We start from the raw sequence: 15,853 nt of genomic DNA on the forward strand, positions 1-15,853 counted from the left end.
ACATGAAAGCCACCTGTCGGACGAATCATTAGCATTGGCATTTTTGCAACTTACCCGCTATGTCATGAAAGCTGTAAAGTATTTTTTCTCTGCCGCCTGTTATCTTTTGTTGACTTCCGCTATCGCACAGCCTAAGAGCTTCGAACTCAGTAACCCTGACGCCATCATGCTCAACGATCAGGCTTTAGCTACTTTGACCGGTGGCTACTGGAGGGTATTTGAAGATGCCACCAAGAACAAAGGCCACACACTTCCCTCGCCAATGAATGTTTCGCTGAGCTATTATCCCAACGGAAAGTTTTTCTACAATGGATCCTTCGGCAGCTGGAAAGTGATCGACGACAAGTATATCGAGCATACGTTTGACGACAAGGCCGATCAGGACAAGCTTAACTTTGGGGGAATATTTTCGCTGACTGAACTGAGCAGTACCTCACTCACGCTCACCAAGCTCCTCACAACCACGCATGACATGAAGCGGACGCTGCAAGCGAAGTCCTCCACAGTTTTGACTAAGTCACGCCAGCTGAGCAATGGCCTTCCCTACATGTACGAGGGCAAACTTGACCAGGCAACCGTCGATTCGCTCAGCATGATGAGTGCTGAAGAGCTTTTTAATGCTGGCTTTACCCTTAGCAGCAACAGTATTCATATTTTCTCCACAGACTCCATTTATGTGATACGGCTAAAGGTCAAATAGAAAGAAATGAGCTCCACCCCGTCCAAAGTCACCCTACACATGGTCTCCAGCCTCGACGGCTTTATTGCCAGAAAGGACAAGGACGTGTCGTGGATTGAAACGCCTGATACGTATGAAAGGGGTATCGACCTAACTGACGAACAAATCACAACCTTTCTCGAGGGCATCGACTGCTATGTAATGGGTGCTAAAACCTATGAACATGCCCTGGCACTGGGCTGGCCCTACGGAAATAAGCCGGTAATAGTCCTCACCAGGCGACCGCTGAAGTCCGCCAGGGTGAATGTCTCTTTTTATAAAGGCAACCTTGAAAAGCTGGTCACTGATCGGCTGAAGCCCGCCTACAAAAACATCTGGGTGGTAGGTGGCGCTGTCATAGCCAAAGACTTCCTCCGGGGCAGGCTGGTTGACGAAATTATAGTAACCGTGAAATCTATGCTATTGGGAGAAGGCCTCCTGTTTTTTGATTCCATAGGTGTGGAGCAGCCCCTGCACCTCAAGGACGTCACTTCTTACAAGAATGGCATGGTGGAGCTGTGGTACGAGGTGAAGAGAAATTAACATGCACCCGCTCTTCGGAATTTGAAATTCCGAAGGTCTATCATAGGGTCTGTGACCCGACCAAAACACCCCAACCAGGTTGGAATCCCCTCGTGGCACTTCAAATCCATGAGCGCCCGATTTTATCCGCCCTTCATTTTCAAAGTATTCTTGCCAACGGCATAAGCATAAGTAGCTGCAGGAAAATAGTGCAGATTAACTCCGTCAACCTCTTTGCTTCCTTCCTTATCAATGGTGGTTACCAGCACATGTTTCAGGCCGTTTTCGGCACTGAACTTCAGCAGACTTTTCAAGGCTCTGGGCTTTTCGAAGTACCTGTTCGACCACTTCACCTCCAGCGCCCAAAGCGGCTCAAACTTAGCCTCCGACAGAGCAACCAAATCCACTTCTCCATTTTGCCACCTGGCATACCACGGAGTGAACCAATCACGGTGCATCCATTGGGCATAAATCGCCGTTTCCACCATGTTGCCGATCATATCATCGGTGGCGGACATAGGCGAGAACAAAGCCGCCCGAAGGGACGGGTTGGTCAGATACATTTTAAAAAAGTTATCCCGTTGAAACCGTTTGGCGTCCTGCCCTACTCTTTTGACCGTCTTGATCAAAAACGCAGACTCCAAATACTCGACATAGGTCTTGATCGTCTGCTTCTTCACGCCTCCCGATTCTTTACTCAGCGTCTCCAGCGAAAACTCGTTGCCAGTATTGTATGCAATGGTGGTAAACAGCGAGTTCAACTCCTGCACATCCCGAATACCGTACAAGCTCGGTAAATCCCTCAGCAGCACCTTGTCGATTACATCCTGCCTGATAAACCGGCCCGGATTGGCTTGAATCTTCTCCGAAAAAATGACTTCCGGATAGCCTCCAAAATTCATGTAGTCAATAAAATGTTTATTGAACTCCTCAATATGGGTGGTAGAATAGAAGTCGATATCAGCCCCCCGCCAGTCTACTTTTGAAGGCCTGATTAAATTTTCCAGCCCTTTCAAATGGATGTACTCATTGAAGGTGAGCGGCGGAAGCAGGAAATCCGTGAACCGGCCCGCCCCGCTTTCCAAGCTCTTGTACTTTAATGCCGCTGCCGCTGAGCCCGACGCTATGAATTTGCATGTCCGGTAGCTATCGACCAGCGACTTGAGGTGAACCTCCCAGTTTTTCAGGTATTGAACCTCATCGAAGAACACATAAAGACCAGACAGCTCCTCCTGGCCAGCTGCCGTCATGGCGTATTGCAGCATTTGCTCCAGCCCTACATTCAGATAAACAGGGCTTTCCACCGTAATAAAGATGATCTTATTGGCGGGAACACCTGAAGCAATCAAATCCTGCACGGTATGATACAGCATGACTGTTTTGCCCACCCGCCGTGGCCCCATCAATATCAGGGCCCTGCGCACCCCCGTTTCGTAGGCCAGCGTTTTGAACAGACCGAAATACAGCCTCCTGGGCATCTCGTTATAGAAATCCTCGATCGCCCCGGTGACCCACCACGGGTTCTCAAACTTGAGGCGTTCTATGATTTGCTTCTCCGATACAGACTGTAAAGTCATACTATTCTCTTTATTTTAGCTAAATAAGAATGTTATAGTCATCTTATTTACAATAATAATCATAAATAAGATGATTTTTGAATATTTCCATGCCTAAAAATAGAAAAAGGGGCAGCCAAGTCAACTGGCAGAGTCGAAGGCAAATCGTAGGGGCTGTGAACCGGATAAAAACCAATTCCTTTTTCACTGAAGCCCAGATGACTATCTATATATCAGTGTCAGGAATTACAACCATGGAAAAGGATTAATTGATATATTGGTTGAATGATGTGTTACAAGCGTAAGTCTCACCAGTCCTCCCTGGCGAGCAGGGGTTGCAAACGAGAGTTATGGGCTTAGTCTTACTGGCTTCATTCAAATAGTTAAAATTATATCTAAATAAAAGCGTGTTGTTTTGTATATTTAATTTCATCAAATCTTGTCACAATGACTCCAGAGGAAGAATTCAAAGAAAGAGCTAAAAGAATTTTATCCGGCTACACCAAAGGTGCGAAAGATCAAAGCGGCAACGAAATTATTTCCATCTTCCTTAGAGCTGACGAATTTGTGATCTATGAAATTGAATCAAAGAATTTGGTAGACTCGATAAGAATAGCGATCGAGCCATGGACAAAAGAAGATAAAAACGGTCGAGAGAGCAACTACTTTAAAATCAGAGCAAAATATATTGAGGTCAAGGGGCTTCTGTACAAAGTGGTCGATGATTCAAGCGTCAAAAGTAGAATCGCTCCCATTTTGGCTTTAGCTATAAACGGAAGTATTGAAGAAGCCGAAAAACAACTCGATGATCTCATAAACGAAATCAACACCGTGTATCGAAATCAGTTTAGGAATCGGCTAAGATATCTAGGAACTGTTTTAACCTTCGTCGCATTTTGCATCTTACTTTCAATTCTTACTTACAACCTAAATTTATTTCATTGTAAACCCATCAACCGACATCTAATTTTCGTGGTAACTGCCGGTACAATTGGAGGATTCATCTCTGTTTCGAGAAGAATAAGACAAATGGTGTTCGAGAAGGACGTAGATTGGTATTTGTATTTATTCTACGGATTTGAAAGGGCAATCATATCCTCGTTCAGTGCTGTAATTGCCTACTTTATCATTCAAAGTAATCTTGCTCTCGGAATAATTAATGAACTATCAAAGCCTATGTATGGCGCATTAGTATTTGCATTTGTAGCCGGCTTTAGTGAAACTCTGATTCCCAACTTATTGATAAAGCTAGAAAAGGAAAATTCCTAAGTCAGAAACCTGTGATCTTCAATTTTGTAATCTATTCGTATAGATCCATTTAGCGAATTGGAAAGACTATCATACGGTCTATAATGCGAATAAAAACACTCCCTTTTCTATCTCATTTTTCAATGAAGCTTCAATAGAGGCTGGTTGAAGCTTCCACTTGAAACAAAACAAGCCCCCCTGGCGCAAGCGTCCGCTTGTGTCGATTCCAAAATGCTAAAAGATCCAAGCGGACGCTTGAACCATTGCTGAAATCCGACCGGAGAGGCGAAGCCCTAACTTATAGCCCAAGCACAACACTCCCTCCCCCATTTTTTTACCTCGCCAATACTCCCGACTTTTGCAGTTCGTTTGATAAGTCGCACAACCCATGAATTCCTTCAGAGAACTCAACCTGTCCAATCCCCTCCTCAATGCCCTCGATGACCTGGGCTTTGCCCAGCCTACCCCCATTCAGGAGAAGGCGTTTCCCGTCGTCCTCTCCGGTAAAAATGTGGTGGGCATTGCACAAACCGGCACGGGCAAAACCCTGGCCTATATGCTGCCGCTGCTGAGGGAGCTGAAGTTTTCGAAGCAAGTGCATCCCCGCATCCTCATACTGGTGCCCACCAGGGAGCTGGTGCTGCAGGTGGTGGAGCAGGTGAACACCTACGCCAAATACATGAATGTGCGGGTGATGGGCGTATACGGCGGCACCAATATCAAAACCCAGGCGCTGGCAGTAGCCCAGGGCATGGACATCCTGGTGGCCACCCCCGGCCGCATCTACGACCTGGCCATCAGCAAGGCCGTTCAGCTGAAAGAAATCAAGAAGCTGGTGATCGACGAAGTGGACGTGATGCTCGACCTGGGCTTCCGCTTTCAGCTTACCAACCTGTTTGAGCTTATCCCCGAGCGCAGACAAAACATCATGTTTTCCGCCACTATGACCGACGAAGTGGAAGAGCTGATCAACGACAGCTTCATTGCTCCGGTCAAAATATCTATTGCCATCAGCGGTGCCCGCCTCGAAACCATCGAACAAACAGCCTACCGGGTGCCCAACTTCCACACCAAGGCCAACCTGCTGAGTAACCTGCTGCGGGACAAAGACACCTTCCAGAAAGTGCTGGTGTTCGTTACCGGCAAAAAGAACGCAGACCTCCTCTACGACCTGCTGGAAGACCCCTACGCACCGGAAATGGGCATCATCCACACCGATAAGTCGCAGAACAACCGGGTCAAGGCCATTGAGGACTTCGACAGCGGGAAAAACCGCATCCTTATTGCCACCGACGTCATGGCACGTGGGTTGGATCTGGCGACCGTGAGCCATGTGGTGAGCTTTGACACGCCCAACTTCCCGGAAAACTATATCCACCGCATTGGCCGTACCGGTAGGATGGAAGAAAAAGGCAACGCCATCCTTTTCTTCACCGACAGAGAGGAAGAACACAAGCTAGCCATTGAGGTGCTCATGCTGCATGAAATTGCGCTACTGGAAATGCCGGAAGGCATTGAAATTTCGCACCAGCTGTTGCCCGAAGAAAGGGCCAAAAGCGGCGACAACAAGAACCCACACCGGAATGCCAAGAAAGACCTGGCCGGGCCGAGCTTCCATGAAAAAATAGCGAAGAACAAAAAGGTGAACCTGGGTGGTTCCTACAAAAGGGAGATCGTGCTGAAATACACGAAGCCGAAGACCAGGGGCGATAAATTTAAAAATAATAAGAAGAAGTAGTAGGGCAACGGCTGTTTGCCCACAACCCTCCAAGGGTTTGTCTTGTGAGGGAAATAGCAGGTCATATCTGGTGCGACTATATGAAAGTGAACCCTTGGAGGGTTTCATGATAGAACTTTTGACTGTTTTTGCTACAGAAGCAGGGTGCGGCAGTACAGCAAGTAGAGGGATTTTTGTAACTTAATCCTTCTGGTTGAACCCCTAACCTACTTACCTGCGTGAAAAACTCTTTCCTGATTATCCTTTCAATCCTCCTCGCCATTAGCTGCACACCTGAATCGCAGCCTGCCAAAGAGGTGCCTGCCGTTAAGCAACCCAACGTCCTGTTTCTGATTGCCGACGACTGGTCGTACCCCCACGCCGGTATTTACGGCGACCCTGTGGTGCGCACCCCTACTTTCGACCGCATCGCCAGGGAAGGTGCCTTGTTTCAAAATGCTTACACCGCAGCGCCCAGCTGCTCGCCATCCAGAGCGGCCATATTAACTGGTCGCTTTCCGCACCAGCTGGAGTCAGCTGGCAACCTGTGGTCGGTGTTTCCGAAAAAGTTTGCCAACTGGGTCACCATCCTGGGCGAGAATGGCTACTTCACCGGCAAAACCAGGAAAGGCTGGGGGCCCGGTGATTTCAAAGCAGGCGGCTATACCGACAACCCGGCCGGAAAAGATTTTGCCTCCTTTGAGGCATTCTTTGCGCAGAAGCCTGCTGGAACCCCGTTCTCCTTTTGGTTTGGCAGCACCGACCCACACAGAGACTACGTGCCTAATACTGGCATACAAACAGGCATGTCGCTGGACGACGTCATTGTGCCAGCTTTTCTGCCCGACCTGCCCTGCGTGAGAAACGATATCCTCGATTACTACTTCGAGGTGGAGCGGTTCGACAGGGAAAGTGGCCGCATCCTGAAAATGCTGGAGGAAGCGGGTGAGTTGGACAATACCATTGTGGTGATGACGAGTGACAACGGCATGCCTTTTCCCCGAGCCAAAGCAAACTTGTATGAATATGGTGCTCACATGCCGTTGGCCATGCGCTTTCCCTCCAAAATAGCTGAGGGAACGGTGATAACGGAGTTCACGAACGCTGTGGATTTTGCACCCACCTTCGTGGAAGCTGCTGGATTGGACGCCAGCATGTTCACAGCAGGGAGTAGCTTGTGGCCACTTTTGGCGGGTACTGAAAGCAAGGACAGAAGTCGGGGTTTTTCGGAAAGAGAGCGCCATGCCAACGTGCGGGCTGGCGACCTCAGCTACCCCAGCCGCAGCGTGAGAACGGAGCAATACCTTTACATCAAAAACTTCATGCCCGACAGATGGCCTGCGGGTAATCCGACTACCCATCAGTCGGTAGGGCAGTATGGCGACGTGGACAACTCCATCACCAAATACCTGATAATGGCCATAGAAGGCAAAACTGCAGAAACCACACCGGACTATTTCAACCTGACCTTTGCGAAGCGCCAACCAGAAGAGCTTTACGATATCAAAAAAGATCCCTTCCAACTGCACAACCTGGCACTTGACCCGGAGTACCGATCGACCATGAGCAGCCTGCAGGCTGACCTTCAGCAATGGATGGAATCAACCGGCGACCTGCGGGCAACAGACCCATTGACGATCTATTGGGACACCGTTCTTTACACTCCCAATTACCAGTTCCATGATTTTGACCTGGCTGAAGGCATCGAAGGTTATGCCATCGCTCGTCCGTTTACTAAAGAGGAGATTCCCTGTCTGGAGTAGAGAAAAAATGAGATAATTGTCCATTGTCAGCACTTGAGTCTGTCTATACCCTAGAACCTCTAAAGGAACAATGTATGAAAACAACTATCACAACGATCATCTGCCTTTTCTTTCTCACGCCTTACGTTTCCGCAGGCAACGAGCCGACACCTTTCAACATCAACGACTACGCCTGGCTTTCCGGCCGCTGGACAGGTGACGGCTTTGGAGGGACGTCCGAAGAAATATGGTCGCCCCCTTCGGCTGACGGCACCATGATGGGCGTGTACCGGCACCACAATGCCGATGGCAGCCTCAACTTCTACGAGTTTATGGTGCTGGACAAAACGGGGCTCCGCCTCAAGCACTTTACGCCTGAGTTGGTCGGTTGGGAAACAAAAGAAAACTATGTCACTTTTGAAATGATAACATTTTCCAAAGACAAAATCGAGCTGAAGGGCCTGGTGTTCGAAAGGAAATCCGACAACCAGATGGACATCAAGCTTCGGTTAAAAAGAGGGGACAGTGTGGAAACAGAAGTCTTTCAGATGAAAAAAAGTGAATAATCTTCGGGCTACATTTTGTCGTAGTTGAGAGTAGTGTAGACATCGAAGAATTTTTTGAGAATGACATTGGAACCCAGCACAATCAGGTAGTCATTTTCGCCGATAAAGGTATCGGCGGATGGTCCGGGGATAAGCCCCTTCACGTTGTCCTTCACTCCCACCACAATCACGCCAGTCGTGGCCGAAATATCCAGCTGTCTCAGGGTCTTGTCCCTATACTCCGACTTCAGATGCTCGTAGCCCACTTCCTCCAAATGGTAGCTCATCCCTGACACACCATTGAGCAAGTTTAGGAATTCGATAACAATCGGCTTGGTGACGAGCTGGGCCATGAACATGCCTCCGAGCAAGTCGGGAAGAATGACATTGTTGGCACCGGCCCGATACAGCTTATTTTCCGTTTCAATGTTAGAAGCCCTCGCAATGATCCTGATTTTTTCGTTAAGTGCTCTGGCCGTCAGCGTGATGAAAACGTTGGAAGCATCGTTGGGTGTGGTAATAATAATGGCCCTGGCTCGTTCAATCCCCACCGTCCGCAGGTTCTCATCTTCCGTGGCATCCCCGATGAACAATTTCATCTCATCTGGAATGACATTCACCATATTGGGGTCTTTCTCGATGATGACAAACTGCTCTTTGCTCTTTTTCAACTCTTCACTAGAGCGGGCGCCATTCCTTCCATAGCCACACACAATCACATGGTTCTTCAGCTTACTTATTTCCATACCCGAGCGATAGCTTTTAACAATTGATTTTAGTTTTCCTTCAAATATGTAGCTGGATATCACTGACACCACATAGGCGAAAATACCCAGATTCATTAAAATATAGATGGAGGTGAACACCCTGCCTGCAGCACTCAACTCCTTTACCTCCGTGAAGCCAACGGTGCCCACAGTGATGATGGTCATGTAGAGAGCATTCACAAAATCCAGTTCCTCGATCACCGTGAAACCGACTAAACCCACACCCAAACTGAAAAGGAAAAGGAAGAACGAAATGATGAGATTCCTAAGCTGCTTGTTTACATGATTGATGGTCTTCAGTTCTGACATCTGTGATTGAGCCTCCAAATAGTTCTCGGAAATTAGAGAAATTTGTGGAAGGAATAAAGCGGACGAGATTTTGGCAGAGAATACTTTTTGTTAGCCAATCAATATTGACCGGGGAGCATGGCTTTAGTCAATTGTTCTGTAAATTGACTCTCAAACGAAACCAGTCAATTCATGGGCTTTTCAAATCGGGCAACATCACTAATAAAGACATTTGCACGCCACCTGCTGCTGGCAGCGACTTTAAGTGTTGCACTTTTCGCCTGCAAGGAACCTGAGCCAACAAGTTCGGTGAAACCTGTAAACTGGAAAGAAAGGTTCATAGAACTGAATGAGTCCGACTCCCTGGTTACCGGATCAACCTACCTGTCGGTTTACTCACAAATTTACAGCCGGTCGGAAAGCCGAACGCATGATCTGACGTCCACCATCAGTATGCGGAATACCAGCCTTACCGATTCTATCTACATGCTGAAAGCTGACTATTACAACACACATGGCGAGCTGCTCAGAACATACTTTAAGAATCCGATATTCATCAGCCCAATGGAAACGATAGAAATAGTGATTGATGAAGTAGACAATGAAGGAGGCACTGGGGCCAACTTCATCTTCGAGTGGGCAGTAAGAGATGAAACTCACAAGCCACTGTTTGAAGCGGTGATGATATCAACTTCTGGCCAGCAAGGCATTTCTTTTACTACGCAGGGTGTAAGCATTGAGTAACCACAGCAAAGGCAATCTAACGGTGTTTGCCAACATCTTCCGAAAACTTTTACCAGACATCTACCTACAAACACCTACTTGTCAGTCATTTGGCGAAAAAAAACTTTGCTCCTGGCCCTCCCGCCAGATACAAGTGATGCTGTAATCATCTAAATTACATTCATCAAACCTAACTTTTTCATTTATGAAGTTTCCCATAGTTTTCAGGATCTATGCGGTTCTTAACCTGCTGATTTTTTTCGGGTTGGCTTTGCAATCAGTTTTGGTCTTCCTCCAGCCAGGCTTCGCCACTTTCTGGTGGGCATTGGCCAGCTGCTTCACATGCGTTTGGTTTTTGATTTCCAGCCTTATGTGGATGACCGGTTCAACAAAGTCATACACCATGCTTCACCTTACAGCCACCGTCGGCTTGCTTTATTCGGCTTCTATTTTGTACCAGGGGCTGGCTGTTCTCAATGATATTGGAAAGGACGGGTTTCTGATTATGTTCGCCTACGCACTGCTCTTCTTCGTCTATGCACTACTCATCTTCTCAACCATGCTTTTCAAGTCGGTGAAGGCCTGGGCAAATGACATAGATACTACTCCAAAGCCGAAGTTCGATGGCGTATTGGTCGGCCTATTTGTTGGGCTGGCCATCTTTGTTTCCGCTGGCTACATCTATGCCAACAATGCAGTCACCCGAGAATTGTACATCGACTCCGCTAATAGTGCCGCTGGCCCAATAGATGGATACACGATTGTCCACCTAAATGCACTGACCGAATTCGATGGATTCCGACTTTCCACAGAGGGTAACAGTCCCGGAAAGGTGGTTGCCTATTTTGCTGACAAGTATGAAGCAGTGGGTATAGGCGATTGCTTTCGATCCGACACGGTTACGCTGGTAAACAGGGACGGGTATCTGTACGCCTCCTTTCCTCCTGTTTGGGCAAAAAAAATGATCTTCGTTCAGGATGAGGTAGCCGTCAATGCCTACGAGCTTTACCTTATCCGCAAAGTGCCTTTTTTTGACAATGATAGAAATACAGAAAGGTTCGTTTTGAGAAACAGCGACCCGGTTCCTCAGCTATATGCAGGTGATAACCAGGTTTATGAAGACGAATATTATGAGGAAGAGTACTACGACGGCGACGATATGGCGGAGGCTCCTGCGATGGAGTTTTACGAAGAGACCGGGCCAATTACACTTGATGAAGCACACCGGACTAGGTTCCTGACGTCGATGCTCGACTGGTTTGTTGCCGTTATTTTGCCTGGCGAAGAGTCTTTTTATTTTAACACCTCACCAGAAGAACTAACCATCAACGGAACCACTATGGGCGTTTACGCTCATTTCGCTACGCTTTTTCGCTCAAGCCTTCCCGATGGCGCTCGCCAATACCTCAAAGCGGAAGATGCCAATGCTGATTCCTACTCGCTGCAAAGGGCGGTGTCCGAAGCATCGGGGTTCAACCTTTACCAGACGACTGGAGACTTGAACGACCTGCCCTTCAGCAGACTTAATCCTAACTTCGTAAGCTGGATGGGCAACAACCTCGTCCCAGAACCAAACCAACAGTTTTTTGGAGAAGAGGCTGGAAAAATATACAGGGTATCCTTCAGGCGAATGGTTTGGATGCTGGCTACCAGCTACGAGTATCTGTCCGATGGCAATAAATGGGAGAGCGAGGCCTTGGCTTACAAAAACGCCATGCAATCCGAGGGCTTCTACGGTCCTGGCTACCTCTACGACCGCTACACCACTCAGGACTTGAAAAATAGTGTTTTTTCTAAGTATTATGAGGAATTTTCCACGAACGACAATGACTACTATTACTTCACAGAGGAGATAGCCATCGGCTTTTGGCTGCGTCGCAGGTTGGACGGCACTGACGATGAGATGTCGCAATTTTTGACCAAACTACTGGAGAAACTCGACAGCTATACCTGGGGCTAAATCAAAGCCCTGGGAAGCCTGGCATTATCGGAGTTCCATTTAGGACGAAGTCGCTTCTAACAACCGTGCAAAATGCAACTGTTGGTGGTCAGATTTGATAGCCAAAGCAGCCTCTCCGATCAAACATCTTTGAAACCACAGCCTTTTTTCCGAACTAGTGAGGATGGAAAAACGCCTGTACCTCCTTTTGCTTTTTGGCCTGCTTTCATTCTCTCCTCTATTGGGGCAAAGGCCATGGGTGTTGAGCCAAATTGACATCCCCCACCCCTATTATTACCGGGAAATGTATGTGCCGCAGCTCACCACAGGCCCCTCTTCTGCCACCTGGTCGCCCGATGGCACCAGCCTGATCTACTCCATGGCTGGCAGCTTGTGGCAGCAAAAAATTGCTGAAACCACTGCCACACAAATCACAGACGGGCCTGGCTACGATTACCAGCCCGACTGGTCGCCCGATGGAAACAGCGTCGTGTTTGTGCGGTACGATAACGATGCCATGGAGCTCCAACTGCTGGATTTGTCAACCGGCAAAACCACCCAACTGACGGAGGGCGGCGCAGTCAATATCGACCCTCGCTTTTCACCCGACGGCACCAGCATTGCTTTTGTTTCCACAAAGGAAACTGGCAACTTCCGCATTTGGATAGGGAGCTTGAACAACAATACACTTGCAGCGAAACCTCTTTCGCCGGAACGCACCACCGCCATTCCCCGCTACTATTACGGCCAGCCCGATCATCAGCTGAGTCCATCCTGGTCGCCCGATGGCAAATCGCTGGTGTTCGTCACCAACCCCGATGTGCTGCATGGCTCTGGCAATATTTACCGCACCCAGGTGGATAACTACAACCCCGTTTTGCTAAGGGAGGAAGAAACGAACTGGCGTGCCAGCCCCGACTGGTCGCCCGATGGCAAGCGCATTATTTACTCGTCTTACCTCGGCCAGCAGTGGCACCAGCTCTGGATGACTCCGGCCGATGAAAAAGGCTACCCCATTGCCATGGGATACGGCGATTTCGACGCCACTCATGCCCGATGGTCACCCGACGGAAGCAAGATCGCCTACATAACCAATGAACAAGGAAACACGGAACTCTACCTGATGGATTGGCTTACCAGTAAAAAGTGGTCATTGCTGATCAATGAAAAGAAGTACATCCACCCAACGGCAACTATTATTATAAAAACCTATAATGATAGCAAGCAACCGACTCCGGCCCGACTGACTGTGATGGTGGGTGACAAAAGCTTCGCACCTGATGATGCATGGATGCATGGCAACGAGACCTTTGACCGAAGCAAACAAAAATTTGAAACCTACTATTTCCATTCTCCAGGAGAAGTGAAAGTGACGGTGCCTGTCGGTGAGGTAAAAATTACCGCCTGGAAAGGCTTCCGAAAGGCAAATGATGCTACCATCGCAGTGAAAGCAGGTGAGGAAAAAGAGATTACTTTTTCATGGGCTCCCTCCACCATTCCGTCGTACCACGGCACCTGGAAGTCAGCCGATGTGCATGTGCATATGAACTACGGCGGGCACTACCGCAATACGCCAGCACACCTGGCCATGCAGGCTAAAGCAGAAGACCTGGACATCGTATACAACCTTGTGGTGAACAAAGAACAGCGCATTCCGGATATTGAATATTTTTCTGTGGATCCTGACAATGCTTCAGACGAAGAGACCCTGATTATGCATGGTCAAGAGTACCACACCAGCTTTTGGGGGCATACTGGTCTGCTGGGCATGTCGTCCAATTATCTTCTTCCAGGGTACGTCGGCTATACCCATACAGGCACCGAAAGCCCTTACCCCTCCAACACTGTGGTGGCCGACATCGCACATGACCAAAACGGTATTGTGGGCTACGTGCATCCTTTTGAAACCGAACCTGACCTCAGCAAGCCCACGAGCTTTTCCTTGCCTGTAGATGTAGCACTGGGCAAAGTGGACTACTATGAGACAGTAGGGTATAGCGATCATCATATTTCCGCCGGGGTATGGTACAAGCTGATGAACTGTGGCTTTCGGCTGGCTCCTGTTGGCGGCACCGACGCCATGGCCAATTACGCCTCGTTACGGGGGCCTGTTGGTCTGACACGAGCGTTTGTGAAAATGGAGAAAGGCGATGAACGGCTACTCCATGAGAAATTCATTGATGGCATCAGGAAAGGGAAGACTTTCGCCAGCAATGGGCCCCTCCTTGGGTTTAGTCTTGATAACCAGGGCCCTGGCGGAGACATAACGCTTGCGAAAAAAGGGAAGCTCAGCTACAAAGGCTTTGTTCGCTCCTCTGTGCCTATCGACAAGCTGGAAATTATTCAAAATGGGAAGGTGGTGAAAACCATTGCGTTAACCGGCGACCGTACCACTGCTGATTTCACAGGAACCTTGAATATTTCCAACAGTTCCTGGGTGCTTCTCAGGGCTTACAGTGCACCCAATCCTGAAGTCCTCGATATCTATCCTTATGCCACTACCAATGCGGTGTTTGTAAACGTAGGTGGGCAACCCATACATTCGGCTGAAGACGCTGATTACTTTCTCACCTGGATTGATCGGATTGAAGAAGCAGCTGCGGCTGTTACTACGTGGAATACGGAAGCTGAAAAAACCAGGGTACTGAAGGATATCAAAGAGGCTAGAAAGATATTTGAAGAGCGTAAGTGACATAAGGAAAGCTTAAAAATCTTCCTCACTACCCTGACCCTAAAGGGAATCGGAAGATTTTTAAGCTAATTTTAGATGACGATTCTTAAAACCAGCCACGACGTCAACTTTCTACAGAATTAATTGCAGCAAAGTGCACAACATACAACCCAACCTGAACAAGACGTACCTCAAGGCAGCGAGTGCCAAAGGCGTCTACATTTACGATGAAAACGGCAAGGCCTACCTCGATGGGTCTTCCGGAGCGGTGACTTGCTCGCTGGGCCATTCCCACGAAAAGCTCCTGCCCTTTATCAAAAAACATCTAGACAAGCTCCAGTTTGTGTACCGGTCGCAGTTCGCCTCAGAGGAAGCCGAGCAGCTGGCCACTAAGTTGTACGAACTATCGCCTGACAAGTCACTGACGCACAGCTTCTTCGTCAACAGTGGCACCGAAGCAATTGAAACGGCTATGAAAATCGCCATTCAGTACTGGCAGGAAAACGGCAAGCCTGAAAAGACACATTTCATCACCCGGAAGAAAAGCTACCACGGCATCACCATGGGGGCACTTTCCTTATCGGGCCATGCCCTGAGAAGGCAGCGGTTTGAAGCCATGCTGGAGAAATACCCTGCTTTGTCGGCTGACCTGGAAAACGACTCACTGGAGGATCAGGTAGCCGAATTTGAAAAAGCAATCGACACCATCGGCCCTTCAAAGATTGCTGCTTTTGTCGCCGAGCCTATAGTGGGAGCAGCCGGCACTGCCCTGGCACCGGTAAACGAATACTATGCCTGCTTCAAAGCAGTCTGCGACAAACATGAGATTTTGTTCATCGCCGATGAGGTAATGACAGGCCTGGGAAGAACCGGAACATGGTTTGGCATGGAGCACTGGGGCACTCAGGCCGACATCGTTGCCGTTGGAAAAAGCCTGGGAGCCGGCTATGCGCCCATAGCTGCCACTTTGATGACCGACAAGGTTCTTGCGCCGATAAAAAAAGGAAGCGGGCTCATCATGAGTGGCCACACCTACAGCGGGCATCCACTCTCCTGCGCCACTGCTCTCAAAGTGCTGGATATCGTAGAAGAAGACGACTTGCTGGACAACGTAAACAAGAAAGGTGCTTACATCAAATCCGCCCTTTATGACCTCCAAAAGAAATACCCTGTCATGCAAATAGTGCGGGGCAAGGGGCTGATGATGGGTTTCGAATTGGATCCTGCCATCAAAGGAATGCAAGCAAAACTCATTGAGCATTGCTACCAAAACGGCCTGCTGATTTACCCGGCTGTGGGAGGAAAAGAAGGAACGGATGAAAACGGCGTGTTGATTTCCCCACCATTTACCATCAACAAAAGCGAAACCGATGAACTCCTCGGCAAGCTGGAGCAATCACTAAAAGAATGCAGCTAA

General features: G+C 48.6%; 12 protein-coding genes. 10 read left to right on the forward strand and 2 right to left on the reverse strand.

The features are described from left to right. Positions 1–64 precede the first annotated feature (64 nt). Together AAC052_RS02480 and AAC052_RS02485 are read left to right on the forward strand one after the other, a co-directional pair. Entirely contained in the window at positions 65–700 is a 636-nt protein-coding gene (locus AAC052_RS02480) for a hypothetical protein (RefSeq protein WP_339810682.1), read from the forward strand. A 6-nt stretch (positions 701–706) separates the two neighbouring features. After that, entirely contained in the window at positions 707–1,261 is a 555-nt protein-coding gene (locus tag AAC052_RS02485; protein ID WP_339810683.1) for a dihydrofolate reductase family protein, read from the forward strand. Positions 1,262–1,383: 122 nt separating this feature from the next. Here the strand turns inward: AAC052_RS02485 and AAC052_RS02490 are convergent, their stop codons facing one another. Next, positions 1,384–2,817 (reverse strand): ATP-binding protein, encoded by a 1,434-nt coding sequence (locus tag AAC052_RS02490; protein WP_339810684.1) that lies wholly within the window; start codon positions 2,815–2,817, stop codon positions 1,384–1,386. 426 nt (positions 2,818–3,243) lie between these two features. Here AAC052_RS02490 and AAC052_RS02495 point away from each other — a divergent pair, with 426 nt between their 5' ends. The 4 genes from AAC052_RS02495 to AAC052_RS02510 all read left to right on the forward strand — a co-directional run bounded on the left by AAC052_RS02495 (position 3,244) and on the right by AAC052_RS02510 (position 8,069). Further along, positions 3,244–4,065 carry a hypothetical protein gene (locus AAC052_RS02495; protein WP_339810686.1) on the forward strand — a complete coding sequence of 274 codons (822 nt, stop codon included), beginning with the start codon at positions 3,244–3,246 and terminating at the stop codon, positions 4,063–4,065. Between the two features lie 367 nt (positions 4,066–4,432). Continuing rightward, positions 4,433–5,782 (forward strand): DEAD/DEAH box helicase, encoded by a 1,350-nt coding sequence (locus AAC052_RS02500; protein WP_339810687.1) that lies wholly within the window; start codon positions 4,433–4,435, stop codon positions 5,780–5,782. Positions 5,783–6,000: 218 nt separating this feature from the next. Then, on the forward strand, positions 6,001–7,524 hold the full coding sequence (locus AAC052_RS02505) for a sulfatase (RefSeq protein ID WP_339810688.1): 1,524 nt from the start codon (positions 6,001–6,003) through the stop codon (positions 7,522–7,524). 74 nt (positions 7,525–7,598) lie between these two features. Further along, entirely contained in the window at positions 7,599–8,069 is a 471-nt protein-coding gene (locus tag AAC052_RS02510; RefSeq protein WP_339810689.1) for a DUF6265 family protein, read from the forward strand. 8 nt (positions 8,070–8,077) lie between these two features. On the opposite strand, the gene AAC052_RS02515 is transcribed toward AAC052_RS02510, so the two are convergent. Continuing rightward, the gene (locus AAC052_RS02515) at positions 8,078–9,124 is read right to left on the reverse strand and encodes a potassium channel protein (RefSeq protein WP_317490105.1); all 1,047 of its coding nucleotides are present in this window, start codon (positions 9,122–9,124) and stop codon (positions 8,078–8,080) included. A 171-nt stretch (positions 9,125–9,295) separates the two neighbouring features. Between AAC052_RS02515 and AAC052_RS02520 the strand changes: the two genes are divergently transcribed. The 4 genes from AAC052_RS02520 (at position 9,296) to AAC052_RS02535 (ending at position 15,853) form a co-directional block, all read left to right on the forward strand. Continuing rightward, a complete protein-coding gene (locus tag AAC052_RS02520; RefSeq protein ID WP_339810691.1) occupies positions 9,296–9,847 on the forward strand; it encodes a DUF3124 domain-containing protein in 552 nt (183 codons plus the stop codon). Between the two features lie 184 nt (positions 9,848–10,031). Continuing rightward, complete coding sequence (locus AAC052_RS02525; RefSeq protein WP_339810692.1) at positions 10,032–11,786, forward strand: hypothetical protein; 1,755 nt, start codon at positions 10,032–10,034, stop codon at positions 11,784–11,786. Positions 11,787–11,949: 163 nt separating this feature from the next. Beyond that, the gene (locus tag AAC052_RS02530) at positions 11,950–14,457 is read left to right on the forward strand and encodes a CehA/McbA family metallohydrolase (protein WP_339810694.1); all 2,508 of its coding nucleotides are present in this window, start codon (positions 11,950–11,952) and stop codon (positions 14,455–14,457) included. A gap of 133 nt (positions 14,458–14,590) precedes the next feature. Next, positions 14,591–15,853: an aspartate aminotransferase family protein gene (locus AAC052_RS02535; RefSeq protein WP_339810695.1), complete on the forward strand. Its 1,263-nt coding sequence runs from the start codon at positions 14,591–14,593 to the stop codon at positions 15,851–15,853.

This window comes from uncultured Imperialibacter sp., from assembly GCF_963974565.1.
In the GTDB taxonomy this organism is placed as follows: domain Bacteria; phylum Bacteroidota; class Bacteroidia; order Cytophagales; family Cyclobacteriaceae; genus Imperialibacter; species Imperialibacter roseus.